Origin of the sequence: Brevundimonas sp. (assembly GCF_027484365.1) — a bacterium.
Taxonomy (GTDB): Bacteria; Pseudomonadota; Alphaproteobacteria; order Caulobacterales; family Caulobacteraceae; genus Brevundimonas.
Genome location: NZ_JAIXTC010000023.1, coordinates 140,012 through 164,918 on the forward strand (window position 1 = coordinate 140,012; position 24,907 = coordinate 164,918).

A 24,907-nucleotide genomic window follows, 5' to 3' on the forward strand; every position below is an offset into this window, starting at 1 on the left:
ACGAGTGGCGAGCAGTCAAGACCGGACAGCGAAGAGGTGGGCTATGGTCTCAATCTCACGCGGGTCCGACTCCTGGCTCGTCCTGATGGGTCGCTGACGTCTCGCCACTCGCCAGTCGTCACCCACCACTGACCGCGATGCGTCTCCCCTCCCTCTTCCGCCGCACGCCCTTCCGGCTGACGCTGCTGTTTCTGGCCTTGTTCGCGGCCGCGGCCAGCGCGATCCTGGCCTATGTCTATGTCGCCTCGGCCCAGGAGGCCCAGGCCCAGGCCGAGGCCGACGTGCGGGGCGAGCTGCAGATCCTGACCGGCGTCTATGACAGCCGGGGTCTGGATGCGCTGAACATGGCGCTCATCGACAGGACCCTGACGCGCAGCGCCTATGTCTATCAGCTGATCGAAAAGGACGGGACCTGGGGGACCGGCAGTCTCAACATGTCGCCGTTCGACGCGGCTCCGGGTGCGGAGGAATGGGCCACCTTCACCCTCAACGATACCGATCCCGATGGACGGCTCATCCGACCCCAGGTGCGTGCCGTGCAGGTCAGATTGTCGGGCGGCGAGGCATTGATCGTCGGTCAATCTCTCGGCGACACCGAGGCCTATCTGGGCCGCCTGACCCAGGCGCTGTGGATGGCCATGGGCATGGTGCTGTTGCTCGGCCTCGGCGGAGGTCTGCTGATCAGTCGCAATCTGGAAGGCTCGATGGGTCGGCTGAACGCGGTCGTCGGCGCGGTCCAGGACGGCGACCTCAAGGCCAGGGTGGTGGTGCGCGGCTCGGGCGACGAACTGGACGAACTGGGCGCCGGGTTGAACCGGATGCTGGACCGGCTGGAGACCTCCATGGCCTCGATCCGCCATGCCGGCGACGCCATCGCCCACGATCTGCGCTCGCCCCTGACCCGGATGCGGGCCAAGCTGGAGGTCGCCCTGATCGACGCCGAGAGCGGCCGGATCGACGGTGCCGACGCGCTGCAGGTCGCCCTGGACGAGGCCGACACCCTGCTGAAGACCTTTAACACCGTCCTGGCCATCGCCCGGCTTCAGGCGGCGGCGGGACGCGTCCCCGATGCGGCCGTGTTCGACGCCGCCGACCTGGCCGCCGACATGGCCGAGCTTTACGAGCCGGCCGCCGAGGACAAGGGTCTCGACTTCTCCGCCGAGATCGAGCGCGGCCTCATGATTGAGGGGGCGCGGCCCTTCCTGGCCCAGGCCCTGGCCAACGTCATCGACAACGCCATCAAATACACCCCGGTCGGCGGGGCGGTCATGCTGCGCGCGCGTCGCCGGTCGTCGGGCGAGATCGAGTTCTCCGTCACCGACACCGGGCCGGGCGTGCCGGAAGAGGATCGCGGTCGGGTCATCGAGCGGTTCGTCCGCCTCGACAACAGCCGCACCGAGGCCGGGTCGGGTCTGGGCCTGTCGCTGGTAGGGGCGGTGATGGAGGCGCACATGGGTCGTATCCAGCTGGATGAAGGTCCCGGCGCCTACGGCGGATCCGGGCCGGGCCTGCGCGTCGCCCTGGTCCTGCCGCCCGCGAGCGAGGGATGAGTTCGGCGCCGCTGGGCGAACGACTGGCGGCCTGCGGGCCCGTGGTCGACGCGGAGGCGGCCGCCCGTGCCCACGAGCGGTTGACCGGCAGCGCGGCCGAGGGCGGCTGGGGCGCGATGTTCGACGCCGTCTGGCCCGCGCTGGAGCCCGTCTTCGCCGCCTCACCCTATCTGTTCGGTCTGGCGCGACGCTGGCCCGGGACCCTGCACGCCATCCTGACCGATGCGCCCGAGGTGCGGCTCGAGGACATCGCCGCCCGGACCATCGCCCTGACCGGCGGGGCGGACGACATGCGCTCGCCGCTGCGGATTCTGAAGGCGGAGCTGCATCTGTTGACCGCTCTTGCCGATCTCGGCGGGGTCTGGGACCTGGACCAGGTCACCGGCGCCCTGAGCCGGTTCGCCGACGTCGCCTCCCGCGCGGCCCTGTCCGGCGTGGCCGAGGATCTGCGTCGACGCGGCAAGCTGCTGACTGCCGCCGACGACACCCGTGGCCCGATCCCCGGCCTGTTCGGCCTGGCCATGGGCAAGCACGGCGCCAACGAGCTCAACTACTCTTCCGACATCGACGTCAGCTTCTTCTTCGACCCCGACCGCCTGGCCCCGGTCCTCGCCGAAGGCACGGAGGCGCAAGGGACGATGAACCGGGTGGCGCAGGGCTTCGCCAGCCTGTTGTCGGAACGTACAGCCGACGGCTACGTCTTCCGCGTCGACCTGCGTCTGCGCCCCGATCCCTCGTCCACCCCGCCCGTCGTCGCCGTGCCCATGGCGCTCGACTACTACGAGAGCGTCGGCCAGAACTGGGAGAGGGCCGCCTTCATCAAGGCCCGGGCCATCTGCGGCGACTTCGGCGCGGCCGCCGAGTTCCTGAAGGACATGATCCCCTTCGTCTGGCGCCGCAGCCTCGACTATCAGGCGGTGCTCGACATCCAGTCGATCAAGCGTCAGATCCACGTCCACAAGACCGGCGAGGCGATGGAGGCGGCGGGCGCGAACCTCAAGCTCGGCCGCGGGGGCATCCGCGAGATCGAATTCTACGCCCAGACCCAGCAGCTGATCCTCGGCGGCCGTGACCCGTCGCTGCGTTCCTCGCGGACCGTCGATGCGCTTGCGGCCCTTGTGGACAAGGGCCATCTGCCGAACGAGGTCGCGGCCGAGATGACCGCCTTCTACGCCGAGCTTCGGGGGCTGGAGCATCGCGTCCAGATGCTGGAGGACGAACAGACCCACATCCTGCCCGTTGATCCGGCCCGTCGGGCCGCCGTCGCGGCCCTGACGGCGGAGGGCGATCTGGCCGCCTTCGATGCGGGCGTCGAACAGGTGCTGATCGGGGTCAACCGCCGCTACGGCGCCCTGTTCGAAGGCGAGGAAGAGCTGTCCTCCCCGTTCGGCAGTCTGGTCTTCACCGGCGTCGACAACGACCCCGAGACCCTGGCGACCCTGGAGCGGATGGGCTTCTCTGATCCGGGCGCGGTCGCCGACACCATCCGCTCCTGGCACCACGGCCGGATCCCGGCGACGCGATCGGTCCGGGGGCGGGAGCTGTTCACCCGGCTGGCGCCCCGCCTGCTGACGGCCCTGGCCCGCACCGGCGCCGCCGACGCGGCCTTCAAGCGGTTCTCGGTCTTCTTCTCCGGCCTGTCGGCGGGGGTCCAGGTCCAGGCCCTGTTCCTGAACCAGCCCGAGCTGTTCGAGCGGATCGTCGGCGTCATGGCCTTCGCCCCCCGCCTGGCGCGCACCCTGGGCCGCTATCCGGCAGCCCTGGATTCCATGCTGGATGTGCGGTTCGAGACCGAACTCGGCGTCAACACCGGTCTGTTCGACCAGATGGCGGAGGAGGCCGAAGCCGCCGGCGATTTCGAGGGGGCGATGAACGCCGTGCGCCGCCTGCACCGCGAGCAGGCCTTCCGCATCGGCATGCAGACCCTGAGCGGGCGGGTGGGGCCGGAGGCTGCGGGCAGGGGGTTCACCAACCTCGCCGACGCCGTCATGCGTACTCTGTCGGCGGCGGCCCTGACCGAGACGGAGCGACTGGGCGGCGCCATGCCGGGCGCGGTGGCGGTGATCGCCCTGGGCAAGGCCGGGTCGGGAGAGATGACGGCGGGGTCCGATCTCGACCTGATGACCGTCTACGGAGCGCCGTCTGACTCTGTGTCAGCGTCGAAGGGCTGGTCGCCCGACGTCTTCTACGTCCGTTTCACCCAGCGGCTGATCTCCGCCCTGTCGGCCCATACGGCCGAAGGCGGACTGTACGAGGTCGACATGCGGCTGAGGCCGTCGGGCTCGAAGGGGCCGGTCTCGGTGCCCCTGTCGGGGTTCGAGGCCTATTACGCCGACGAGGCTGCGACCTGGGAGTTCATGGCCCTGACCCGCGCGCGCGTGGCCTGGGCCAGCGATCCGGGCTTCGGGTCGCGGGTGACGGCGGCCATCGAGGCGGCGCTGCGCCGTCCGCGACCCGGGGTGGATACGGCCGGCGACGTGCGGGCCATGCGCGACCTCATGGATCGCGAGCGGCCGGCGAAGGGGTTCTGGGACCTGAAGCTGGTCCCGGGCGGTCTGGTCGACGCCGAATTCGTCGGTCAGTTCCGTCAGCTGCAGGCGGCCGCGGGGAAGGGCGCGCTCAGCGTCTCGATCCTTGATCAGCTGGCCAGGGATCCCGCGTTGAAGCAGACCTGGGTCCTGCACCAGGCTCTGGCCCAGCTTCTGGCTTGCGCCTTCGACGACAAGGGCGACCCCGAGGCGGAATCGGCGACCTTCCGCACCCGCCTGGCCGAGGCGGCGGGAGAGAAGGATTTCCCGGCCCTGCGGCGTCGTCTGGAGCGGGTTCGCAAGGACGCCAGGAAGGCCTTCGAAAAGGCGCTGCCGAAAGCCCGCGACGGATAGTCCGCTTCCCGTGCGTTTCACGATCGCGACGGGGGTTTTGCGGGCGTGTCCGACGACCCGTCCATTCGGAGATGAACACATGAGACAATCCACTCTGGCCGCCGCGGCCGCTGCTGTTCTGGCCGTCCTGACCGCCGGCGCCGCCATGGCTCAACAGGCTCCGGGACGCGCCGCGCGAGGCGACCTGGACGGCGACGGCCGTATCAGCCGCGCCGAGTTCGTCGACGGCCGCATCGCGCGCCTGACCGCGATCGACGCCAATCGCGACGGTTCGATCAGCGTCGAGGAACGCCGCTCGGGTATGGAGACCCGCCGCAATCAGCGCGTCTCGGCCCGGTTCGAGACGCTCGACAAGAATGGCGACGGCATGCTCAGCCGTGAGGAATTCGTCGTCCCGGCTGAAGCCCGTGCAGATCGCGGCCAGCGTGGCGGCCGTCACATGGGCGGCCCGCGCGGCCATCGGGGTCAGTGGGCCGGGATGCACGGTCATCGTGGCGGCGAGCGCGGCCCGCGTGCCGGGGTGCGCGAGCCTCTCGCTATCGCCGACGTCCAGTCCCGCCTGACGAGCCGCTTTGACAGCGTCGACACCAGTCGTGACGGCTACATCACCGCCGAGGAACGCATCGCGGCGCGTCAGGCCATGCGCGAGCAGCGTCATGACCGGCGCGCCGGGCGCATGGGACGTCCTGCCGACCGCCAGGCGTCGCCTTCGGCCCCCGCTTCGGAGTAAGACGGTGGGGACGGTCGCTCTTCCCTGGCCGTCCCGCCTCACCGCCTGTCGGGAAAGGGACCGCTTGGCTTCTGTCGCCGACCCCGACGAGGATCTGGTGCGCCGCGTGGGTCAGGGTGACCCTGCGGCCATCCAGGCCCTGGTGGCGAGAAAGCTGCCCCGCATGCTGGCGCTGGCGCAGCGGATGCTGGGCGATCCGGTCGAGGCCGAGGACGTGGCCCAGGACGCCATGCTAAGGGCCTGGAAACAGGCCCCGCGCTGGACGCCGGGCAGGGCGAAGTTCGACACCTGGCTGCACCGGGTGGCTCTGAACCTCTGCTACGATCGCCTGCGTCGGCGGCGCGAGGTTCCGACCGAGATCATTCCGGACCGGCCCGACGAGGGGCCGCTTCCGGACCGGGACCTCATGACGGCCCAGCTGGGCGCGCAGGTGGACCGGGCGCTCGCCGCCCTGCCGCAGCGCCAGCGCGAGGCCATTGTGTTGTGCCACTATCAGGAGCTGACCAATATCGAGGCCGCCGGCCTGATGTCGGTCAGTATCGAGGCGCTGGAGAGTCTGCTGTCGAGGGGTCGACGAACCCTGAGACAGACCCTGGCGCATCTGGCCCCCGGCGCCGGGCCGGTGGTCGAAGGAGGACGAGGATGACAACCGAACGCATGGACGCGACGCGTTTCGGCGAACTGGCGGATGCCTTTGGCGGCGATGTCCGTCGCTGGCCGGACGAGGTGCGCCCGGCCGCGCGCGCCTGGGCCGACGCCCATCCGCTGGAGGCGGATCGGGCCCTGTTCAATGCGCGCCAGACCGACGCCGCCCTCTACGCCTCGTCCAATCCAGTGGTGTCGGCGGCTCTGCGCGACCGCGTCCTCGCCTCCGCCGCTTCGGCCGGATTGAGGGCGCGCGCCGGCTGGCCCGGCCTGAGAAAACTGCTGTGGATCGGCGGAGCCGGCTGGGCGGCGGCGGCCTGCGCCGGGGTCGTGTTCGGCGCGAACCTGGGCGGCCATCTGGCGACCCAGGCCCAGGCCGACGCCGTGGTGGATCAAGCCATGCTCGGCGACTTCGACGAGACCGGGATCTTCGGATGAACACCCGCACCCTCGCCATCATTCTCGGCGCAGGCCTGGCGGTCTCGGTGGCGGTGAACCTGTTCGCCGCCACGGCCGCCTACACTGCCCTGACCGGCCAGGAACGGATCGTGAGCCGCATGGACGGCAAGGATTGGGACGACCGTCGCGCCTCGCCCCGCGAACTGGTCGCCGCCCTCAGTCCCGAGGCCCGGCCCCGCGTGCGGCAGGCCTTGCGCGACGCCGGTCTCGCCGCCCGACCCGACCTCCAGCAGGCGCGCGAGCACCGTCGGCAGGCGATCGCCGCCGCCGCCGCCGAACCCTATGACGCCGCGCTTGTCGCACGCCTTCTGGACCAGTCTCGTGAGGCCGAGAGTCGCGGCCGTCGCCGGCTGGAGGCCGACACCCTGGCCATCCTCGGCACTCTGGACCCGGCCGATCGCGCAGCCTTCGCCCGGATCCTGGGTCGGGGCAGGGGCGGCGGTGCAGGTCACGGCGAACAGGGCGAGGCTAAAGAGGCGAAACAGGCCATCCCCACGCCGGCGGGGTAGCCTTCATCGCCCCGATCATCGTCTAGGCGGCGCGGGCCTGTTCGACCTGCGGCGTGGGGCGTTTCATCGGGATGTCGAAGCTGACGGTGGTGCCGATCCCCGGCTCGCTCTCCATCAGCATCTGACCCTGATGCAGCTCGATCAGGGCCTTGGTCAGGGACAGGCCGAGCCCGGTGCCCTGGGTCGTCTTCGAATGCTGGCCCTCGACCTGTTCGAAGGGCTGGGCCAGGCGGGCCAGGTCGTGGGCGGCGATGCCGATTCCCGTGTCGGCCACGGCGATCCGCACCCGCCCTGCGTTCAGCCGCTCCAGCGACACCGTGATCTCGCCGCCTTCGGGCGTGAACTTCACCGCGTTCGAGATCAGGTTCAGCATGACCTGTTTCAGCCCGCGGTAGTCGGCGTCGATCTCCGGAAGATCGGGCGCACGCAGCGACAGGATCAGGCCCGAGTCCTGGGCCTTGCCGCGCATCAGGCGGATGGCGTCCTCGCAGATCTCGGTCAGCGATACGGGCTCGTAGTGCAGGGTCATCTTGCCCGCCTCGATCTTGGCCATGTCGAGGATGTCGTTGATCAGGCTGAGCAGATGCTGCCCGGACTTGAGGATGTCTGCGGCGTAGCCCTTGTATTTCGGGTCTCCGAGCGGCCCGAACATCTCTCCGGCCATGATCTCGGAGAAGCCGTTGATGGCGTTCAGGGGCGTGCGCAGCTCGTGGGACATATTGGCCAGGAACTCGGACTTGGCCTGGTTGGCGGCCTCGGCCCGGGTCATGGCGATTTCGTATTTGCGGGCCAGCAGGCTGAGTTTTTCCTGGCTGGTCTCCAGCTGGTCGACCGTGATCCGCAGACTGTCGGCGGCGCGCTGGCGCTCCAGTTCCTGGCGGCGGATCGCTGTGACGTCGGCGGCGGTGACCACGGTGCCGCCGTCGCCGGTGAACCGTTCCGACAATTGCAGCACCCGGCCGTCAAACAGCTCGACTTCGCGGGCGCCGGCGCGGCCCTCGGCGGAGGGGCGTTCCTCCTTGATGGCGAGCGCGGCGATCCGGTTGAGTTCGTCCTTCATGGCGCCCCGGCGCACGGCCTCGTCGGCGAAGCCGAAGGCGTCCTTGAAAGCCTGGTTCCACAGAACGAGGCGGCCGTGCTTGTCGAACAGGACGAAGGCGTCCGACACGCTCTCGATGCCGTCACGTAGCCGGTTCTCCGCAGCCTGGGCCTGGGCCTTGGCGCGGCGGGCCTCGGTGATGTCCAGGGCGACGCCGAGGATCATGCTGAAACCCTCTTCGCCGCGGGATCCGCGCGCCTGTCCCCGGGCGTCGATCCAGCGCGCCCCTCCTGTGGCCAGGGGAACCGGGAAGGTGACTTCGAACGTGCCGAAGGTCGCGGCCTGTCGCAGGGCGTGTTCGACCAGTTCGCGATAGCGCGGATGGATCCGCTCCATCACCGCGTCCGCGCTCACTGAACCGCCTGCGGGCAGGCCGAGCAGAGCGGCCATGAAGTCCGACACGACGACCTCGCCGGCATCGAGATCCCACTCCCAGACGCCGCAACGCGCCGCCTCGACGGCGACGCGGAACCGGTGTTCTGTTTCAGCCCAGGCCTTGGAAGCGCGCGTCTGTCGCCATCGCTGCAGCAGGGCGAGGCCCAGCACCAGCACGCCGAGCCCCAGGGGCGCAGCGAGCAGCCACAGGTCGCTGATGATCGCGGCGGCCCCGGTCGTCTCCGGCCGCCAGGCGACGATCACCAGTCCGCTGTCGCCGACGGGCGCGGCGGTCGCCTCGATCGCCTGGTCGGGGCCGGGGGCGCCCTGGACGGCGGCGTCCGTCGCGGTGAGGGCCGACAACTCAACGCCCAGATGATCTTTCAAAGAGACGCCGATCGCGCCCGCGATCAGGCCCTCGGTCGGCGATACGACCAGGGTGCGCGCTCCGGCCGCGTCCGCGACGGACGTCCGGGCAACAAGGCCCGGGGCCTGTGACGTGGTCGACAGGATGGCCCTGCGATCCCGCGTCGCCCGCGGCGCGGCGCGTCCGGATGCCGCCGCCAGCGGTCGGAACTCTGCGGGGCCGGCGCCGACCGCAGCACTCGCGACGCCGGTGGAGTCAATCACGGCGAAGGCGCTGTCCGGAGCCGCGGCCCGTGCGGCCTCCAGCGCGTCCATCGGGCGGCCGGGGTTCGTTCTCAATCGCTGCGCAGCGACGGTCAGTCCGGTCGTGGCCCGGGCCAGTCTTGCATCCAGCAGGGCGGCCCCCAGGTCGGCGTCGCGTCGCAGGGCCTCGGCCTTCAACGTCGCCGCCTCGCGGGCCGGCCTCGTGCTCTCCCGTGCGAACAGGACGACGTAGATCGCCAGCCCCAGGGTCAGGGCGAGAACCAGAACCCGGCCCCAGGCCGGCAAGCCTTCGGGACGGTCCTGCGCCCGTCGCCCCGGCTTCTGAATGCGGCGATCGGCGCCCCGCAAATCTCTCTCCCGGACATGCTCGCGGCGTCCCGGCCGGGGCGGCCAGGTCAGGCGTTGGGCGATTCGACGACACCGCGGAATCTAGGCTGCGTCGCGGAATCCTGTCGAGGTTTGGTTAACGAAACTTATCCGGAGCCTGGTCGGCTGAGGAGGAATCGCTTCGCGATTCCGCTGATGCCGTGAATCAGGCTCCAGACTTAACCGGGAGCATGCTTCACGCTTCATGTCGGACCCGCGAAGTGGGTCCTCCAGAAACGATCATGCTCTACGCGGCGTGCGCGCGGGCAGGGGCCGTGGATGCCTCCGGCGCGGGGGCAAGGACGTCGGTCACGGACTTCAGGATCTCCCGGGCCTGCCGGGCCAGGGCCAGCGATTCCGGCGGGGCGTCGTCGGGGCTTTCGGCCACCGTATCGACCAGCTTCTGGGCCAGGTCCATCAGTCTGGGCGCGGCGGCGATCAGCCGGGCCTGGAACTCGATCCTCCGGGGGTCACGATCATATTCCGCCCCCGGGACGCGCCACCCGCCCCAGTCAGCCGGATCGGTGACCACGACGGGATAGGTGCCCGGATAGGGATGGTGCGGCACGTCTTCCGCCTGCTGCCACTTGTTACGGGCGCGCAGCAGCCGCCAGTCGCCGAGGTCCGTGCCTGGGTCGTCCTCGGCCGGAAGCATCAGTTCGGTCGCCTGGAACTCGCGCCCGAGACCGACGTCATAGGTGACCTTCACCGGCTCTTCGAAACCCTTGGCCCAGACGGGCTGGACCTTTTCGATCTGGGCCCAGGCGCCGACGCACTCGACCCAGACCTTCTGGCCCTTCTGGAATTGCGCGCGCGCCATGGTCGTCCCCGGTCCGTTCCGCTCCACACTGCAGGACGCCGCGTTGACGCCCGGTTTCGCAAGACGGTGAAGCGGGGATGAAGACGCGCCGCAGTTCGGCCGACCGAATGTCACGCCGGACTGACCGTCGCGGCCTGCGCGGCCATCAAGCGGAGCCTTTCATCAACCTGACTGTTTCACAACAGCGGGCTCAGACGGGTGTCAGCTTCACCATGCTTTTCTTCTCCTCGCAGCCCACCCCCGGGCCGAGATGAAGGAAGAAGATCATGACGACCGCCCTGACGAAGAAAGCCCTGCTTTCGCTTCTGGCGGCGTCGGCGGTCGCGATCGCGACCCCGACGCTGGCCCAGGACTACGGCCGAGGCCACGGCGACCGTGGCGGCGGCTACGGCCAGAACTACAACGGCGGCTGGAACGGCGGCGGCCTGAACGGCGAACAGGCCCGTCTGGCCCAGCGCATCGATCGGGCCGCCTACAACGGCCGCATCAGTCGCCGCGAAGCCCAGAGCCTCCGCTGGCAGCTGGACGAGTATCAGCGGGTCGAATGGCGCTACCGCCGCGACGGCCTGTCCCACTGGGAACGTCGCGACCTGCAGGACCGGCTGGACCGGATCGAACGCAACCTGCGCGGTGAAAGCCGCGATCGCGACGGCCATCGCTGGTAGGCGCCTGAACGTCTCCCTCTCCCGTTGGGAGAGGGAGATCGCGCACGGCGCCCCTCAGGGCGTCGGTCTTGCGCGATCGGGTGAGGGTCGGATGTGTCCGACCTCCCGCCGTCCATCCCTCACCCTTTCGGCCGGCGGATCGCTCCGCTCTCCGGGCCTCAAGCCCTCTCCCACCGGGAGAGGGTCTCGTCTATGAGGCGACATGACCGCAGCCCAGAACGCCCAGACCATCCTGACCCGCCTCGGCGTCTCCGAGGAGTCCTTCGATCCCGCCGGCCTGCCGACCCGTTCCCCCATCGACGGCTCGACCGGCGCGTCCGTCCGCGTCGCCGACCCCGCCGCGACCGGGGCCGCCGTCGCCGCCGCCACCGCCGCCTTCGACGCCTGGCGTCGCATTCCGGCGCCGCGCCGGGGCGAGCTGGTCCGGCTGCTGGGCGAGGAACTGCGGGCCTCGAAGGACGACCTCGCCCTGCTGGTCACCCTCGAGGCGGGCAAGATCACTTCGGAGGGCCTCGGCGAGGTCCAGGAGATGATCGACATCTGCGACTTCGCCGTCGGCCTGTCGCGCCAGCTGTACGGACTGACCCTGCCCAGCGAGCGGCCCGGCCACCATATGCGCGAGACCTGGCAGCCCCTGGGGCCGGTCGCGGTCATCTCGGCCTTCAACTTCCCGGTCGCCGTCTGGGCCTGGAACGCGGCCCTGGCCCTCGTGTGCGGCGATCCGGTGATCTGGAAGCCGTCCGAGAAGACGCCCCTGACCGCTATCGCCACCCATGCGGTGATGCAACGCGCCCTGGCCCGGTTCGGCGATGCGCCCGAGGGGCTGGTGCAGCTTCTGGTTGGCGGTCGCGAGGCCGGAGAAGCCCTGGCGGCCGATCCGCGCGTTGCCCTCGTTTCCGCCACAGGCTCGACCCGGATGGGCAAGGCGGTCGCCACCACCGTCGCCGGGCGCCTCGGCCGGTCGCTGCTGGAGCTCGGCGGCAACAACGCCATGATCGTCACGCCGAGCGCCGACATGGACATGGCGGTCCGCGCCGTCGCCTTCTCCGCCGTCGGCACCTGCGGCCAGCGCTGCACCAGCCTGCGACGCCTGCTGGTGCATGAGGATGTCGCCGAGGCGTTGATCGAGCGTCTGGCGAAAGCCTACGCCACCCTGCCCATCGGCGATCCGCGCGAGGACGGGGTTCTGGTCGGTCCGCTGATCGACGAAGACGCGGCCAAGGGCTTCGACGCAGCCCTGAAACAGGCGGTCGAGCAAGGCGGTCAGGTCGTCGTCGGCGGAACCCGTGAGGGCGCCTATGTCCGGCCCGCCATCGTCCGCATGCCGGCCCAGAGTGCGGTCGTTCAGCACGAAACCTTCGCCCCCATTCTCTACGTCCTGACGTGGAAGACCTTCGACGAGGCCGTGGCGATGCAGAATGCGGTGCCGCAAGGGTTGTCGAGCTGCGTCTTCACCGACAGCGTGCGCGAGGCCGAGGCCTTCCTGTCGGCCTGGGGCTCGGACTGCGGCATCGCCAACGTCAACATCGGCCCCTCCGGCGCCGAGATCGGCGGGGCCTTCGGCGGCGAGAAGGAGACCGGCGGCGGTCGCGAGTCCGGCTCCGACGCCTGGAAAGCCTATATGCGTCGCCAGACCCAGACGGTGAATTTCTCCAGCGTGCTCCCTCTGGCCCAGGGCGTGCGGTTCGACGTCTAGAGTCCTTCTCCCCTTGTGGGAGAAGGTGGCCGAGCAAAGCGAGGTCGGATGAGGGGTCACGCTGACGTCAGAGGTCAGCGTGCCAATCCTCAGTCCAGGTGCCTGCGTGACCCCTCATCCGTCAGCCTTCGGCTGCCACCTTCTCCCGCAAGGGGAGAAGGACATCCGGCCATACCCATCATCACATCGCCGGAATCCGCCAACGATTCCAACGCTCGGTCCTGACCAGAGCCCTTTTGCCCATCACTCCCTGAAATGCCCCCATACTGACCCCTTTCGCGCGGAGGGGATCATCATTGGCAAACGCACCGGACGCTTCGGACGGGGTTTTCGAGACCGGCCCCATAGGACTCTACGGACTATCTGGACTCTGAATTCCGGAGTCCCGTTGCGCGTCTTCCCCCGGAGACGCGGAGGGGACTTGCGACGCCGCCGCGCCTCGACAGCGCCGCAACCGATCCCCACTGTCAGGACATGAACCGCCGCGCCCTCCTGACCCGCGCCGTGCTCGTCGCCGCCGGCCTCGGCGGGGCGTGGTGGCTGAGGGACCATGTGCTGTGGCGCGATCCGGGCGTCGTTTTCGGCCCGGAGGGATCGAGCGGCTGGCTTCCCTATGACGAGCGCCGGGCCGCTGTGCCGACGGTGCGGGTCACCGTCGCGGGCCGGTCGGTCCGGGCCCTGGTCGATTCCGGTGCCCAGTATTCGGTCATCGATCGGGCCCTGTTCCAGAGCCTCGGCCTGACCCGGGCCTTCGACATCCCGCTGGTCGCCTATGGCGTCGGCGGCGGCGCCCAGATGGGGCGCGGCGTGACGCTGGACGTGACGGTCGGCGGTATGCGGATCGAGGCGCTCCGCACCGCCATCCTGTCGCTGGGACCGCTGGCGGTCGGCGAAGGCCTGTCGGCCCCGCTGATCCTCGGTCAGGACCTGCTGGGCGAGACGGTGCTGGAGCTCGACACGGAGGAACGCCGCATGCGGTTCCTCGCGCGCGAAGACCATGTGATGCCGCCTGACGTCGCCGCCATCCCGGTGTCGAGGGCGGGCGGCGCCCTGACGACCGAGGTCACGGTCGAGGGGGCGACGATCCAGGCCGTGGTCGACACCGGCGCCTCGGCCCTGCTGGCCTTGTCACGAGACGCGGCCGGGAGTGCGGGCCTTCTGGACGGGCGGCCGGCGGAGCGGGGGTCCAGTATCGTGCTGGGCGGGTCGATCGAGTCCCAGATCGTCCGGTCCCGGACCATCACCGTCGGCGATCAGATCTATCGCGACGCCCCGACGCCGATCTACGCCGACGTGCCCCTGCCGGGCTTTCCGGCCGCCCTGGTCGGGATGGAGGCCTTTGCCGGGCGGCGGATGGTGCTGGATCTGGGGGGCGGCCGTCTGCACGCCTCCCGGCCGCTGGACCTGACGATCGGGCGCGGGTGACTCCTTCTCCCCTTGGGGGAGAAGGTGGGCCCGGAGGGCTCGGTTGAGGGGGCTGGTTCAGCGAACTCATCGTCGGGAGCGGACGGGTCGACAGAGCCCCCTCATCCGTCTCGCTCCGCGAGCCACCTTCTCCCCCGAGAGGGAGAAGGACCGGTCATGGCCGGATCTGGCCGGTGCCGCGGACGACGTATTTGTAGCTGGTCAGCTGTTCGGCCCCCACCGGACCCCGCGCATGGAGGCGCGAAGTGGAGATGCCGATCTCGCCGCCGAAGCCGAACTCGCCGCCGTCCGCGAACTGGGTCGAGGCGTTCCACAGCACGATGGCGCTGTCGATCCGGTTCAGGAACGCCGCCGCCGCCGCCTCGTCTTCCGCCACGATGGCGTCTGTGTGCCCCGAGCCGTGTTCGCGGATGTGTTCGATCGCCGCGTCCAGCCCGTCCACGACCTTCACCGCCAGAATCGGCGCCAGGAACTCATGCCCCCAGTCCTCGTCCGTCGCAGCCCGCATCGCAGGGACCAGGGCCCGCGCCTCTGCATCGCCGCGCAGTTCGCATCCGGCCGCGATCAGGGCCTCGGCCACCGCAGGCAACAGTCGCCCGGCCGCGGCCCGATCCACAATCAGGGTCTCCGTCGACCCGCATACGGAGACCCGCCGCATCTTGGCGTTGACGACCACGCCCCGCGCCATCCCGACCTCGGCCGAGGCGTGCAGATAGGTGTGGTTGATCCCTTCCAGATGCCCCAGCACGGGAACCCGCGCCTCGGCCTGGACCCGCGCGACGAGGCTCTTGCCGCCCCGCGGGATCAACAGGTCGAGGGTCCCGTCCAGCCCGGTCAGCAGCGCCCCGACCGCCGCCCGGTCCGGCGTGTCGACCAGCTGGACCGCGTCCTCGGGCAGGCCCGCCTCGCTCAGACCGTCGACCACCGCCTCATGGATGGCCAGCGAACTGTCGAGGCAGTCCGACCCGCAGCGCAGGATGGCGACATTGCCCGAGCGAATGCACAGGGCCGCCGCATCGGCGGTCACATTGGGCCGACTCTCATAGATGATCGCCAGCACCCCGATGGGCGTCCGCACCCGGGCGAAGTCGAGCCCGTTCGGCCGGGTCCAGCGCGCCGTCTCGACGCCCAGCGGATCGGGGAAGGCCGCGACCTCGTCCACCGCCGCCGCCATGGCCTCGATTCGGGCGGGCGTCAGGGCCAGCCGGTCGATCTGGGCCTCGGCCATGCCGTTCGTCCGGGCCCGGTCGATGTCGCGGGCGTTGGCGGCGAGAATGTCTCCGGCCCGGGTCCGCAAGGCCGCCGCCATGGCCGTCAGGGCCGCAGAGCGGGTCCCGGCCGGGGCCAGCCGCACGGTGTCCGCCGCCGCCCGCGCGCGCCGTCCGCGCTCCAGCATCGAGGCCTGAACGTCGCTCATCCGTGCAGCACCAGGTCGTCGCGATGAATGGCCACGCCCGGTCCCTTGTAGCCGACCAGACCCTCGATCTCTCCGGAGTGTCGACCGCGGATCTTCTCCATCTCGTCGGCGGCATAGGCGGCCAGACCGACCCCCAGCACCCCGCCGTCGGCGCCGATGACGCGCACGCAGTCGCCCCGGTCGAACCGCCCCTCGACGCGTTTCACGCCGGAGGCCAGCAGGCTGCGTCCGCCCCCGAGGGCCTCCGCCGCCCCGTCATCGATCGCCAGCGCACCGGCAGGCTCCAGGCTTCCCGCGATCCAGGACTTGTAGGCCTGCAGGGGCGTGGCCGGGGCCGTGATCAGGCTGGCCCGCGCACCCGTTGCGACGGCGCTGAGCGGGCGCGTCGCCAGTCCCGAGACGATCAGGGTCGCGCACCCGGCCGAACGGGCGATCCGCGCCGCCTCGAGCTTGGTCGCCATGCCGCCGGTGCCGACACCGGCGTCTGCATTGGCCCCGCCGGCCATGGCGAGGATGTCCGGTCCGAGGGTTTCGATCAGGGGCAGGTGCTCGGCCGTCGGATTGCGACGCGGATCGGCCGTGTAGAGGCCGTCGACGTCGGACAGCAGGACCAGCAGGTCCGCCCGCACCAGCTGGGCCGTCCGCGCCGCCAGCCGGTCGTTGTCGCCGTAGCGGATCTCCTCGGTGGCGACCGTGTCGTTCTCGTTGACCACGGGCACCACGCCCAGCTTCAGCAGGGCCTCCAGCGTCGCCCGCGCGTTGAGCCAGCGTCGGCGCCGTTCGGTGTCGTCCCGCGTCAGCAGAACCTGGCCGGGCGTCAGTCCCGCGCCGGCCAGCGCCGCCTCCCAGGCCTGCATCAGCAACGACTGCCCGACGGCCGCGGCGGCCTGTTTCTCATCCAGCCGCGCATTCTTCTCCAGCCCGAGCCTTCCGCGCCCCAGGGCGACCGCGCCAGAGGACACCACCACGACCTGCCGTCCTTTCGCCCTCAGCGCGGCGATGTCGACGGCCAGCCCGGCCAGCCAGACCGTGGCGGGCGCCTTCCGGTCCACGACCAGGGACGACCCGACCTTGATCACAATGCGCCGTGCCGCGCGCAGGCTGGCGGCGGGTGAGGCGGTTTCGGGCGTGGTCAGGGCGATCGAGGTCACGGCGCGACCATGCCGCGCCGTGTGCGATGCAACAAGCGGTGTTGCAGCCGCTAAAGGCCCTGGAAGGTGTCGCAGCTCGCCGGATCGCCGGTCTGGTAGCCGCGCTGCAGCCATTCCATCCGCTGGGCCGACGAGCCGTGCGTGAAGCTTTCCGGGCTGACCTGACCGCCCGAGCGGCGTTGCAGGGTGTCGTCGCCGATGGCCGAGGCCGTGCGCAGACCCTCCTCCAGGTCGCCCTGTTCGACCGCCACTTCGCCGCCCGACACCGAGGCGGCGTTGGCGGCCCACACCCCGGCGTAGCAGTCGGCCTGAAGCTCGAGCGCCACGGAGTAGCGGTTGCCTTCGGCCTCGGAGGAGGCGCTCTGCTGTGCCCGCTGCACCTGTTCCGAGGCGCCAGTCAGGGTCTGGATGTGGTGGCCGATCTCGTGGGCCAGGACATAGGCGCGGGCGAAGTCGGCGCCGGAAGCGCCCAGCTGGGTCTCCATCTCCTGCCAGAAGGAGAGGTCCAGATAGACCTGACGGTCGGCCGGGCAATAGAAGGGGCCCATCGCCGACTGGCCGAAACCGCAGCCCGTCGGGGTGCCCCTTTCATAGAGGACGATGTTGTCCGGCGGCCGATAGCCGTCGAGCTTGGTCGCCCAGACGTCGTTGATGTTGCGGCCGACGACATCGACGAACAACCCGGCCTGGTCCTCCGGCGTCCCCTGCCGACCTTCCTGAGAGGCGCCGGACTGGCCGAACTGGCTGGCGAGCTGCTGGGTCGTCGAAGGGTCGATGTCGAAGAAGACGACACCGATGATCGCCAGGATAATGACACCGATGCCGCCACCGGCGACCGCGCCGCCGCTCATGCCGCGGCGATCCTCGATCCCGCCGCCCCTCTGACCGCCCTGCCACCGCATCGTCGTCTCCCTGGTATCCCGCTCCAAGCTAGGCCGGAACGCGGGGGCAGGGGAAGAGATGCAATCCTATCGCGGCGAACGCGCCAGCCAGTCGTCGATCTGGCCCACGCCCGACGTGACGGCTTCGCGTCTGGCGGTCGCCGCTTCGCGCGCCCGGATTCGGGCGTCGGGGGAGGCCGGCACATCGACGAGCGGGACATAGGGTTCCGGCTGCCGTTGGGCCCGGATCTCCATCTCGGTCAGGCGGGTGTTCAACTGGTGCTGCCGAGCATAGGCGGCCTGTTGTTCGGACTGAAGCCGCTGGCTCTCGATCCGGGCGCGAAGCCGGTCGGCCATCGGGTCGCCCACATAGGGCTGGCCCGGCGCATAGGTCTGGGCCGCGGTGGTTCCGGCGCACAGGACGGACAGCAGGATCAGGGCGGCGGCTTTCATACCCGGAAGATGGGGCCAGACGCCGGTCGGGCCAAGCGTGGCCGCGATCAATCCAGCGAGAAGACCGAACTGCGCTTGATGGCGAAGTCCTCCAGTTCGCGCGTGGTCGGCACCTGGTACTCGGCCAGATGCGTCAGGCCGTCGGTGCGGAAATAGGTCCGGTGCGGATCGCCGATGAAGACCTGAGAGCCCTGAGCCCGTGCCTGTCTCAGCCATGCCATGACCCGCTCGGTCATCGGCTTCTCGTAGCAGACGTCGCCGGCGCAGATCACGTCGACCTCGGGCGGGGCGGCGTCCAGCAGGTTCCGGTCGATGAAGGACAGGCTCACCCCGTTGGCTTCGGCGTTCAGCATCACCGCCGCCTCGCACAAGGGGTCGATGTCGGCGCACAGGACACTCGCTGCGCCCGCCTTCATCGCGGCGACCCCGACCAGTCCCGACCCGGTCGCGAAATCGACGACCGTCTTCCCGGCGAACGTCCCGGGGTTATCCAGCACCCAGCGCGCCAGCCCCTGTCCGCCCGACCAGGCGAAGGCCCAGAACGGCGGGGGCAGGCCCAGTTCGCCCAGCTCCTCCTCCGTCAGCTTCCAGATCGGGGTGATCTCGTCGGCCAGCCAGAGCGAGATCTCCGGCGCATGCGGCACGGCCTGCAGCCGGGTGTTGGCCAGGATGAAGGCGGCGGGATCGGTGATGGTCACGCGGTCTCGGTGACCCGTGCGGAGGCGGCTTTGCGCAGCACGCTGACGTATCCGGACGCCACCTCCATCCGCGTACCGGGCTCCGTCGTCCGCAGCGCCCTGTGCAGGCGCGGCAGGTTCCAGCAGGGGACGTGCATGAACAGATGATGTTCGGCGTGGAAATTCACCCAGTAGGGGGCGATCAGCGCACGTTCCCACAGGCTCGCCCGGGTCGTCCGGGCGGCGCGGAAGGGATCGGTCGCCGAGCCCTCGACGCAGGCGTGTTCGGCGATGTTCCTAAGGCGCGTCACCAGCGGAAACCAGGTCGCCATCGGCAGGAGCCACAGGGCGAAATACGCCCACCAGACGCCGACCAGGCTGAAGGCCAGCAACATGGCGGCATTGACCAGGAGGAAGGCGGCGACGGACCGGCCTGTGACGATGGCGTCGTAGGCGTGAGCCTCTCCGCCGGCCGATCGCTTTCGCAGGACCGCCAGCGGCAACAGAACCCGCTGCTTGAAGAAGGTCTGGCCGGTCAGGTCGCGGATCATCTTGCGCCGCAGGGAGGTGGCCGAGACGGGGAAGGGCGCCGACAGGACCAGATCGGGGTCCTCCGGCTGCTGGGCGAACCGGTGGTGCGACAGGTGATAGGGGCGATAGGCGTCCAGCGACGCCCCGATCGGCACGGCGCAGAGCCAATGGCCGAGAAAGTCGTTGAGCCTGAGATTTTTCGCCAGCGCCCCGTGCGCGGCCTCGTGCATCAGGATGGCGAGGCCCAGCTGGCGGGTCCCGATGATCATGACGCTGAGCGGGATCAGGATTGGCTGCCAGATGCCCGCCGCGATGGCCAAGGCGATGACGCCCCAGCAATGGAGGACGAGCAGCGGGCCCTTCCAGATGGAGCGCGTCTGGAACGGCGCCCATTCGTCGGGCGCGAAGACCTCGGCGGGCGATATGCGAGGGGCAGCGGACATGAAGGCGATGATAGGCCGCCACCGGTCCGGGACCAAGCGGATGGATGTATGTCAGCACCACCTGACAAAAGTCATGTTGACCTGACAAAATGGTCGTGTAAGGTGCTCCTTACAAAGGAGATGCCTCATGGCTTCGTGGAAGACACTGGATCCGGCGCACAAACGCTATGTCATCCGTACCAATCTGTTCATGGCGGGGTATGTCGCCGTCAACGTGGCGGCGATAACCGGCGCTTTCGACGAGATCATCGGCACCTCCGCCGGGATCATACTCGGCCTTTGTGTCGCCGCGCCGATCGCGGGGCAGTTATGGGCCACGCTGTCGTTGATGAACGAGGCCGATGAGTTCGTGCGCGCCCTGACCGCCAAGCGGTTCGTCATCGCCTCCGGTCTGGCCATGGCCCTGTTCAGCGGCTGGGGCTTCGCCGAGAGCTACGGCGGCGCGCCCCATGCGCCAGGCTGGATCATCTATCCGCTGTTCTGGGGCCTGTTCTGTCTGGTGTCGCCGTTCGTGAAGAGCAGCGGCCGATGAAGAACACTCTGCGCGAACTCCGCACCGGCAAGGGCTGGACCCAGGAACAGCTGGGTCAGGCGCTCGGCGTCTCGCGCCAGGCTGTCAACGCCCTGGAGACCGAGAAACACGACCCTTCTCTCGACCTCGCCTACCGCATCGCCGCCCTGTTCGAGCGGCCGGTGGAAGACGTTTTCGACAATCCCCACGCCTGACCGTTCGTCAGGATAACCTTACAAGGACATCGCCATGCTGCATCTCCGCCACCTCGTCGGGCGTTCGACCCTGCGCGCCCTCTTCCTGGCCTCGGCCGCCGCCCTGGCCGTCGGCGGCGCCGCTTTCGCCGTCAACGCCCATGCCGAGCCGACCTCCGCGCTTCAAGCGGCTCCCTTCGCCTCCGACCGTCTATCGGTCGAGGTAATCGGCTCCGGTCCGGACGTCATCCTGATCCCGGGCCTCGCCTCCTCGCGCGAGGTCTGGCGGCCGCTGGCGATGCGTCTGGCCGCCACGCACCGGGTGCATCTGGTCCAGCTCGCGGGCTTTGCCGGCGAGCCCTGGAGCCATGGCGACGGCCCGTTCGTCGCGCCGGAGGTCGAGGAACTGGCTCGCTATGTCGCCGAAGCGGGTCTCGATAAGCCCGCCGTCATCGGCCACTCGATGGGCGGCCTGAGCGGCTTGCTGCTGGCCCAGTCGCATCCCGACAGCGTCGGCCGGCTGATGATCGTCGATGCCCTGCCCTTCTACAGCGCCCTGTTCGGCCCGACCGTCACCGCCGAACAGGCCCGGCCGTTCGCGGCCCAGGCGTCTGCGATGATCCTGTCGGCCGACGAGACCGCCTTCCGCGCGCAACAGGTCCAGAGCGCCGTCGGCCTCGCCCGCGATCCCGCCACGCGTGCGGCCATGGTCGACTGGTCGATGGCCAGCGACCGTCACGCGGTCGCCGCCGCCATGACCGACGTCATGACCACGGACGCGCGTCCGGGTCTGGCCGCCATGACGACTTCGGTCACAGCCCTCTACGCCACCGATGCCGATGGCGGACCGCCGCCCGCCATGGCCCAGGCCCTGTGGGAGCAGGAGTACGCCGCCCTCCCCGGCGTGAAGGTGGTCCGCGTCGACGCCAGCCGTCATTTCATCATGGCCGACCAGCCGGCCCGCTTCGACGAACTGGTCGACGAGTTCCTGAGGTAGGCGTCAGGCGCCGGCGGGCTGGGGCTTGGGCTCGCCGGCGAACTCGTCGGCATAGGCGGGGGCCAGCAGGGCGCGGAACGCGCTCTGCGGCACCGTGACCTGGTATGATCCGTCGGAGTAGGGGCCGACCTGATAGGGGCCGATCAGGAAGACCAGACCGCCGGCCTTCCCGGGCGTTGTCCCCTGCGCAAGCACAAAGGGAAGGCTCTCAGCCCGCGGGCATTTCCACATCTCGCTACCGGTCAGGGAGACGGTCTCGGCCTGGGGGTCGCGCGTCTTCTTCTCGGCATTGATGGCGGCGCACAGGGCGACGTCCAGGGCCGACAGATCGCCGGCCTTGGTGAACAGCTCGGCCGCGCCCACCTCGCGCTTCAGCGCCTTGTCCCAGAGGATGGCGGCGAAGGACGAATTGGGGTGGGCCCCGCCCGTGTATTCGGAATCCGTCCGGATCAGGCTGAACAGCTTGCCGGTCTCGGCGCCGGGCGTGACTTCGATCGACTTGTCATAGGCGCCCATGCCCTCGTCGCCGCCGGCCTCGGTGCGGTCGGCCTGGGCCCCCTCGGAGAATTCGCGCAGGTCGCGGACCGCAGCGGCGTAGAGGCGGGCGTGAAGATCAGGCTGGGCCTTGATCGCGACCGGCAGGGTCAGGCTGACCTCGGCGAACGGCGTCTTGGACTCGAAGGCCATCGGGGCGGCGGCGTCCGCCGGGGTGATGACCGGACCCGTTCCTGCGGTCGCAGCCGGAGGCGCGGCCTTGTCCTCGGCCTTGTCGCGATTGCAGCCGGCCAGGCTCGCGGCGATGGCGAGGCTCAGGACCGTGAGGCGAAACGGCGTGGACATGGATGCGATCATGGGGCGATCTCCGGACTAGACAGGCAGTGATACGGCGCCGAGGGCGATGGCCGCCAGCAGGATCAGTCCTGCCTCGCGGTTCGACTTGAACAGGGTCAGGGCCAGGGCGCCGTCTTCGGGCTTCAACGTGCGCACCTGCCAGGCCAGGTGGGCGGCGTAAGCGACCAGACCGGCGAAGAAGAGCAGGCTCAATCCGGCGACCGCGCCCGCCGCTCCGGCCGACAGCACGGCCAGGCCGTAGAAGGCCGCAACGCCGCCTTTCACGCCCTTGCCCAGCCGCCGGGCCGAGGACTTCACCCCGACCATGGCGTCGTCCTCGATATCCTGCAGGGCGTAGAGGGTGTCGTAGCCGAGGGTCCAGAACACCCCGCCGTGGTAGAGGAGGAAGGCCGCAATCGTGATCTGCCCGGGCGTCAGTAGCCATTCGCTATCGACGCGGTAGACATCTCGGACGGCATATCCCGCATCGATTTGGGCCAGCCACATGGCCAGTCCCATCCCTCCCGTCGCCGCCGCAAAACCCATCAGCGCGCCCCAGTTGAACGTCAGCCCCAGCCACGCCTGCGGCCACCAGGTGATCCGCTTCATGAAGGGATAGGCCGCCACCAGCGCCAGCGAACCCACGCCGAGCAGGATCGCCGTCCAGTTCAACGTCAGCAGGATCAGCAGGCTGACGAGGCTGCATCCGACCACGAAGGCCCAGGCCTGTTTCACGCTGATCCGGCCCGACGGGATCGGCCGTGCGGCTGTGCGGGCGACCTTCGCGTCGATGTCCCGATCGACGATGTCGTTGAAGGCGCAGCCCGCGGACCGCATCAGACAGGCCCCGATGGCGAAGCCGAGGAACAGCCACAGGTCATTCAGGTCCGGCGTCGTCCGGGACTGAGCCAGGGCCAGCGTGATCCCCTGCCACCCCGGCAACAGCAGCAGCCAGATACCGATGGGCCGGTCGAACCGACCCAGTTTGAGCCAGGGCTTCAGGCCTTCGGGCGCGCGGGCGTCGACCCAGTTGTGGCCGGCGTCGGGGAGGGGGGCGGACATGGTGGACGGATAGCACTCCGTCCGCCCGGCGTCAGGTCACAGGTCGAGCCGATCCCGCGCGTTGAGCGCCAGATAGACGCAGATGGCCAGAAGTCCGACGTCCTTGGCCAGGAACTGACCCGTCGAACCCAGGGCGGGGAAGCCGTAGCCGTCCTGCCAGACGCCGGGCGCGGTGAAGAAGAAGCTCAGCGTGACGACAAAGGTCGCCACCCCCATCAGGGCGCCCAGCAGTCCGGCCCACGGGAACCGGCCGCCTATGGCGATCAGGATGCCCGCGGTGATTTCCAGAACCCCGATCACCGCGGAGGCACCGCCGACGCCGACCAGCGGATACAGCCATCCGAACAGCCAATAGTCCTCGGCGATGCCGCGCACCCCCTCGGCCTCATAGGGCAGGAATTTCATATAGCCGAACCACAGCAGGATCAGCGCGATGCCGAACCGCAGGGCGGCGCGGCCGTCGAGGCGGGACAGGGATTGGGACGGGGTCATGGGCGCTCCGGTGGCGGTTCGCCCCGGGTTCGCCGCCGGATCCCGCAAGGTTACGCCGGTCTAGCCCCGGCGCACCAGCAGGACACCGCCGATCACCAGGGCCACGCCCGCCAGCCGGGTCAGGCTGATCGGTGCCTGGGGCACCCCAAGGGCGCCGAAATGGTCGAGAACGAGGCTGATCATCAATTGGCCCGCGACCATCAGGGTGATGGTCGTCGCGACCCCGAGCCTTGGCACGGCCCAGGCCGCCGCGACCACGAAGATCGCGCCATACAGGCCTCCGACCCAGGCATACCAGGGCAGGGCTTTGGACGCTGCGATGTCCGGCCGCGTGTGAAGGATGGCGGCGAGAATCCCCAGGGCCGCCGTGCCCACGGCGAAGGAGACGAAGGCGGCGTTGACCGGGCTGGCCACGGCCGTCGCAAGCCGGGCGTTGGTCGGGGCCTGAAGGGCGGTGGCGCCGCCGGCGAGGACCACCGCCAGCATGGCCAGAAGCGGTGCGATCCCGGGTGCGAAGTTCATGGGATCACCCTCTACCAGCGCGGATCGACCGGCGCACCGCCGAACATCTCCGCCAGCCGCGACCGTGTCGACCGGTGGGCGTCCCCGGGCAGGGCGTCGGGATCGAACCAGCCGGTCTCCGCGATCTCGCCGTGATGGGTCAGCTCGCCCGGCTCGAAATGATCGAAGCGATAGACCAGCACATGGTCGCCCTTGAAGAACCGCTCGTTCGAATGAACCGAGACCAGCCGGCCGGGCGACGTGGCCTTCAGCCCCGTCTCCTCGAACAGTTCGCGCGCCGCGGCGTCACCGGTGGCCTCGCCGCGATCGACCCCGCCGCCGGGCAGCCACCAGCCGGCCAGATAGGTGTGTTTCACCAGCATGACCCGCCCTTGCGCATCCACGGCCACCGAGCGCACGCCGAGCGTCATCCCGCGCTGGAGCCGGGACCAGGCAAAGAAGAGCGGTCGGGAGAAGGGCTCGATTCGGACGCGCCAGCTCATGGCTGCACGCTGCCAGACTTCCGGTTCGCCACCAACTTGATCGCCATAACGATTCGATTATGCTGGAATTATGGAATCTGAAGAGGCTCTGCTCGCTCTCGCCGCACTCGCCCAGCCGACGCGGCTGGATGCTGTCCGCTGCCTGGTGCGATGCGCGCCGGACGGGATCGCCGCCGGGGTCCTGGCCGAGCGACTGGCGGTGCCGGCCAACACCCTGTCGTCCCACCTCAATGTTCTGGCCCAAGCCGGTCTGGTCCGGTCCGAGCGAAGCGGCCGCTCCATCGTCTATCGCGCGTCGCTGGATCGGCTGCGCGGCCTGATCCTGTTCCTGCTCGAAGACTGCTGCGCGGGTCGAGCCGACCTGTGCGACCCACTCCTGGCCGATCTGGCCGCCTGCCGCGCCTGAGGCTCC

26 protein-coding genes are annotated in these 24,907 nt (G+C 69.7%); 13 read left to right on the forward strand and 13 right to left on the reverse strand.

Annotated elements, in window-relative coordinates; genetic code table 11:
- Positions 1–137: 137 nt before the first annotated feature.
- The 6 genes from Q0044_RS12420 to Q0044_RS12445 all read left to right on the forward strand — a co-directional run bounded on the left by Q0044_RS12420 (position 138) and on the right by Q0044_RS12445 (position 6,775).
- Entirely contained in the window at positions 138–1,550 is a 1,413-nt protein-coding gene (locus Q0044_RS12420; protein ID WP_298162629.1) for a sensor histidine kinase, read from the forward strand.
- A complete protein-coding gene (locus Q0044_RS12425) occupies positions 1,547–4,432 on the forward strand; it encodes a bifunctional [glutamine synthetase] adenylyltransferase/[glutamine synthetase]-adenylyl-L-tyrosine phosphorylase (RefSeq protein WP_298162631.1) in 2,886 nt (961 codons plus the stop codon). Before Q0044_RS12420 ends, Q0044_RS12425 begins: the two co-directional genes overlap by 4 nt.
- A 79-nt stretch (positions 4,433–4,511) precedes the next feature.
- On the forward strand, positions 4,512–5,162 hold the full coding sequence (locus Q0044_RS12430; RefSeq protein ID WP_298162633.1) for an EF-hand domain-containing protein: 651 nt from the start codon (positions 4,512–4,514) through the stop codon (positions 5,160–5,162).
- Positions 5,089–5,808 (forward strand): RNA polymerase sigma factor, encoded by a 720-nt coding sequence (locus Q0044_RS12435; protein WP_298162635.1) that lies wholly within the window; start codon positions 5,089–5,091, stop codon positions 5,806–5,808. Before Q0044_RS12430 ends, Q0044_RS12435 begins: the two co-directional genes overlap by 74 nt.
- Positions 5,805–6,245: a hypothetical protein gene (locus tag Q0044_RS12440; protein WP_298162637.1), complete on the forward strand. Its 441-nt coding sequence runs from the start codon at positions 5,805–5,807 to the stop codon at positions 6,243–6,245. The genes Q0044_RS12435 and Q0044_RS12440 overlap by 4 nt, the downstream gene beginning before the upstream one ends.
- Positions 6,242–6,775: a periplasmic heavy metal sensor gene (locus tag Q0044_RS12445; protein ID WP_298162639.1), complete on the forward strand. Its 534-nt coding sequence runs from the start codon at positions 6,242–6,244 to the stop codon at positions 6,773–6,775. Before Q0044_RS12440 ends, Q0044_RS12445 begins: the two co-directional genes overlap by 4 nt.
- 22 nt (positions 6,776–6,797) lie before the next feature.
- Here Q0044_RS12445 and Q0044_RS12450 read toward each other — a convergent pair whose 3' ends face one another.
- Positions 6,798–9,227 carry an ATP-binding protein gene (locus tag Q0044_RS12450; protein ID WP_298162641.1) on the reverse strand — a complete coding sequence of 810 codons (2,430 nt, stop codon included), beginning with the start codon at positions 9,225–9,227 and terminating at the stop codon, positions 6,798–6,800.
- A 265-nt stretch (positions 9,228–9,492) separates the two neighbouring features.
- Positions 9,493–10,065: a hypothetical protein gene (locus Q0044_RS12455; protein ID WP_298162644.1), complete on the reverse strand. Its 573-nt coding sequence runs from the start codon at positions 10,063–10,065 to the stop codon at positions 9,493–9,495.
- A gap of 266 nt (positions 10,066–10,331) precedes the next feature.
- Between Q0044_RS12455 and Q0044_RS12460 the strand changes: the two genes are divergently transcribed.
- The 3 genes from Q0044_RS12460 to Q0044_RS12470 all read left to right on the forward strand — a co-directional run bounded on the left by Q0044_RS12460 (position 10,332) and on the right by Q0044_RS12470 (position 13,851).
- Positions 10,332–10,730, forward strand: a complete 399-nt coding sequence (locus Q0044_RS12460) for a hypothetical protein (RefSeq protein ID WP_298162645.1) — start codon at positions 10,332–10,334, stop codon at positions 10,728–10,730.
- Between the two features lie 202 nt (positions 10,731–10,932).
- A complete protein-coding gene (gene amaB / locus Q0044_RS12465; RefSeq protein WP_298162649.1) occupies positions 10,933–12,426 on the forward strand; it encodes an L-piperidine-6-carboxylate dehydrogenase in 1,494 nt (497 codons plus the stop codon).
- 474 nt (positions 12,427–12,900) lie between these two features.
- A complete protein-coding gene (locus Q0044_RS12470) occupies positions 12,901–13,851 on the forward strand; it encodes an aspartyl protease family protein (protein ID WP_298162651.1) in 951 nt (316 codons plus the stop codon).
- 154 nt (positions 13,852–14,005) lie between these two features.
- On the opposite strand, the gene Q0044_RS12475 is transcribed toward Q0044_RS12470, so the two are convergent.
- The 6 genes from Q0044_RS12475 to Q0044_RS12500 all read right to left on the reverse strand — a co-directional run bounded on the left by Q0044_RS12475 (position 14,006) and on the right by Q0044_RS12500 (position 19,404).
- A complete protein-coding gene (locus Q0044_RS12475) occupies positions 14,006–15,268 on the reverse strand; it encodes a glutamate-5-semialdehyde dehydrogenase (RefSeq protein WP_298162653.1) in 1,263 nt (420 codons plus the stop codon).
- Positions 15,265–16,410, reverse strand: a complete 1,146-nt coding sequence (gene proB / locus Q0044_RS12480) for a glutamate 5-kinase (protein ID WP_298162772.1) — start codon at positions 16,408–16,410, stop codon at positions 15,265–15,267. The genes Q0044_RS12475 and proB overlap by 4 nt, the downstream gene beginning before the upstream one ends.
- Before the next feature lie 59 nt (positions 16,411–16,469).
- Positions 16,470–17,321 (reverse strand): KPN_02809 family neutral zinc metallopeptidase, encoded by an 852-nt coding sequence (gene ypfJ, locus Q0044_RS12485; RefSeq protein ID WP_298162655.1) that lies wholly within the window; start codon positions 17,319–17,321, stop codon positions 16,470–16,472.
- A 66-nt stretch (positions 17,322–17,387) separates the two neighbouring features.
- Positions 17,388–17,753 carry a hypothetical protein gene (locus tag Q0044_RS12490; RefSeq protein WP_298162657.1) on the reverse strand — a complete coding sequence of 122 codons (366 nt, stop codon included), beginning with the start codon at positions 17,751–17,753 and terminating at the stop codon, positions 17,388–17,390.
- Between the two features lie 47 nt (positions 17,754–17,800).
- Positions 17,801–18,451, reverse strand: a complete 651-nt coding sequence (locus tag Q0044_RS12495) for a class I SAM-dependent methyltransferase (protein ID WP_298162658.1) — start codon at positions 18,449–18,451, stop codon at positions 17,801–17,803.
- Positions 18,448–19,404: a fatty acid desaturase family protein gene (locus Q0044_RS12500; RefSeq protein WP_298162660.1), complete on the reverse strand. Its 957-nt coding sequence runs from the start codon at positions 19,402–19,404 to the stop codon at positions 18,448–18,450. The genes Q0044_RS12495 and Q0044_RS12500 overlap by 4 nt, the downstream gene beginning before the upstream one ends.
- A gap of 127 nt (positions 19,405–19,531) precedes the next feature.
- Between Q0044_RS12500 and Q0044_RS12505 the strand changes: the two genes are divergently transcribed.
- Genes Q0044_RS12505 through Q0044_RS12515 form a run of 3 tightly spaced genes read left to right on the forward strand, consistent with a single transcriptional unit; the run spans position 19,532 to position 21,106 of the window.
- The gene (locus Q0044_RS12505) at positions 19,532–19,936 is read left to right on the forward strand and encodes a hypothetical protein (protein WP_298162661.1); all 405 of its coding nucleotides are present in this window, start codon (positions 19,532–19,534) and stop codon (positions 19,934–19,936) included.
- Entirely contained in the window at positions 19,933–20,130 is a 198-nt protein-coding gene (locus tag Q0044_RS12510) for a helix-turn-helix transcriptional regulator (RefSeq protein WP_298162662.1), read from the forward strand. The genes Q0044_RS12505 and Q0044_RS12510 overlap by 4 nt, the downstream gene beginning before the upstream one ends.
- Before the next feature lie 34 nt (positions 20,131–20,164).
- Positions 20,165–21,106: an alpha/beta fold hydrolase gene (locus Q0044_RS12515; protein ID WP_298162663.1), complete on the forward strand. Its 942-nt coding sequence runs from the start codon at positions 20,165–20,167 to the stop codon at positions 21,104–21,106.
- 3 nt (positions 21,107–21,109) lie between these two features.
- On the opposite strand, the gene Q0044_RS12520 is transcribed toward Q0044_RS12515, so the two are convergent.
- From Q0044_RS12520 to Q0044_RS12540, 5 genes are read right to left on the reverse strand one after another with little or no spacing between them, the layout of a single operon-like run.
- On the reverse strand, positions 21,110–21,958 hold the full coding sequence (locus Q0044_RS12520; RefSeq protein ID WP_298162665.1) for a PdaC/RsiV family protein: 849 nt from the start codon (positions 21,956–21,958) through the stop codon (positions 21,110–21,112).
- A 15-nt stretch (positions 21,959–21,973) separates the two neighbouring features.
- A complete protein-coding gene (locus tag Q0044_RS12525) occupies positions 21,974–22,999 on the reverse strand; it encodes a UbiA family prenyltransferase (RefSeq protein ID WP_298162667.1) in 1,026 nt (341 codons plus the stop codon).
- 36 nt (positions 23,000–23,035) lie between these two features.
- Positions 23,036–23,491 (reverse strand): YkgB family protein, encoded by a 456-nt coding sequence (locus tag Q0044_RS12530; RefSeq protein ID WP_298162669.1) that lies wholly within the window; start codon positions 23,489–23,491, stop codon positions 23,036–23,038.
- Between the two features lie 60 nt (positions 23,492–23,551).
- Positions 23,552–24,013, reverse strand: coding sequence for a DMT family transporter (locus Q0044_RS12535; RefSeq protein WP_298162670.1), 462 nt, complete (start codon positions 24,011–24,013; stop codon positions 23,552–23,554).
- Between the two features lie 11 nt (positions 24,014–24,024).
- Positions 24,025–24,495, reverse strand: a complete 471-nt coding sequence (locus Q0044_RS12540) for an NUDIX domain-containing protein (protein ID WP_298162672.1) — start codon at positions 24,493–24,495, stop codon at positions 24,025–24,027.
- A 70-nt stretch (positions 24,496–24,565) separates the two neighbouring features.
- Between Q0044_RS12540 and Q0044_RS12545 the strand changes: the two genes are divergently transcribed.
- Positions 24,566–24,901, forward strand: a complete 336-nt coding sequence (locus Q0044_RS12545) for an ArsR/SmtB family transcription factor (protein ID WP_298162674.1) — start codon at positions 24,566–24,568, stop codon at positions 24,899–24,901.
- Positions 24,902–24,907 lie beyond the last annotated feature (6 nt).

Excerpts from the sequence above, each read along its gene's own strand:
- Q0044_RS12420 (WP_298162629.1), top strand. The coding sequence starts at position 138 with ATGCGTCTCCCCTCCCTCTTCCGCCGCACGCCCTTCCGGCTGACGCTG.
- Q0044_RS12425 (WP_298162631.1), top strand. The coding sequence starts at position 1,547 with ATGAGTTCGGCGCCGCTGGGCGAACGACTGGCGGCCTGCGGGCCCGTG.
- Q0044_RS12430 (WP_298162633.1), top strand. The coding sequence starts at position 4,512 with ATGAGACAATCCACTCTGGCCGCCGCGGCCGCTGCTGTTCTGGCCGTC.
- Q0044_RS12435 (WP_298162635.1), top strand. The coding sequence starts at position 5,089 with ATGACCGGCGCGCCGGGCGCATGGGACGTCCTGCCGACCGCCAGGCGT.
- Q0044_RS12440 (WP_298162637.1), top strand. The coding sequence starts at position 5,805 with ATGACAACCGAACGCATGGACGCGACGCGTTTCGGCGAACTGGCGGAT.
- Q0044_RS12445 (WP_298162639.1), top strand. The coding sequence starts at position 6,242 with ATGAACACCCGCACCCTCGCCATCATTCTCGGCGCAGGCCTGGCGGTC.
- Q0044_RS12455 (WP_298162644.1), bottom strand. The coding sequence starts at position 10,065 with ATGGCGCGCGCGCAATTCCAGAAGGGCCAGAAGGTCTGGGTCGAGTGC.
- Q0044_RS12460 (WP_298162645.1), top strand. The coding sequence starts at position 10,332 with ATGACGACCGCCCTGACGAAGAAAGCCCTGCTTTCGCTTCTGGCGGCG.
- amaB (WP_298162649.1), top strand. The coding sequence starts at position 10,933 with ATGACCGCAGCCCAGAACGCCCAGACCATCCTGACCCGCCTCGGCGTC.
- Q0044_RS12470 (WP_298162651.1), top strand. The coding sequence starts at position 12,901 with ATGAACCGCCGCGCCCTCCTGACCCGCGCCGTGCTCGTCGCCGCCGGC.
- Q0044_RS12475 (WP_298162653.1), bottom strand. The coding sequence starts at position 15,268 with ATGAGCGACGTTCAGGCCTCGATGCTGGAGCGCGGACGGCGCGCGCGG.
- ypfJ (WP_298162655.1), bottom strand. The coding sequence starts at position 17,321 with ATGCGGTGGCAGGGCGGTCAGAGGGGCGGCGGGATCGAGGATCGCCGC.
- Q0044_RS12490 (WP_298162657.1), bottom strand. The coding sequence starts at position 17,753 with ATGAAAGCCGCCGCCCTGATCCTGCTGTCCGTCCTGTGCGCCGGAACC.
- Q0044_RS12500 (WP_298162660.1), bottom strand. The coding sequence starts at position 19,404 with ATGTCCGCTGCCCCTCGCATATCGCCCGCCGAGGTCTTCGCGCCCGAC.
- Q0044_RS12505 (WP_298162661.1), top strand. The coding sequence starts at position 19,532 with ATGGCTTCGTGGAAGACACTGGATCCGGCGCACAAACGCTATGTCATC.
- Q0044_RS12510 (WP_298162662.1), top strand. The coding sequence starts at position 19,933 with ATGAAGAACACTCTGCGCGAACTCCGCACCGGCAAGGGCTGGACCCAG.
- Q0044_RS12515 (WP_298162663.1), top strand. The coding sequence starts at position 20,165 with ATGCTGCATCTCCGCCACCTCGTCGGGCGTTCGACCCTGCGCGCCCTC.
- Q0044_RS12520 (WP_298162665.1), bottom strand. The coding sequence starts at position 21,958 with ATGATCGCATCCATGTCCACGCCGTTTCGCCTCACGGTCCTGAGCCTC.
- Q0044_RS12525 (WP_298162667.1), bottom strand. The coding sequence starts at position 22,999 with ATGTCCGCCCCCCTCCCCGACGCCGGCCACAACTGGGTCGACGCCCGC.
- Q0044_RS12530 (WP_298162669.1), bottom strand. The coding sequence starts at position 23,491 with ATGACCCCGTCCCAATCCCTGTCCCGCCTCGACGGCCGCGCCGCCCTG.
- Q0044_RS12535 (WP_298162670.1), bottom strand. The coding sequence starts at position 24,013 with ATGAACTTCGCACCCGGGATCGCACCGCTTCTGGCCATGCTGGCGGTG.
- Q0044_RS12540 (WP_298162672.1), bottom strand. The coding sequence starts at position 24,495 with ATGAGCTGGCGCGTCCGAATCGAGCCCTTCTCCCGACCGCTCTTCTTT.
- Q0044_RS12545 (WP_298162674.1), top strand. The coding sequence starts at position 24,566 with ATGGAATCTGAAGAGGCTCTGCTCGCTCTCGCCGCACTCGCCCAGCCG.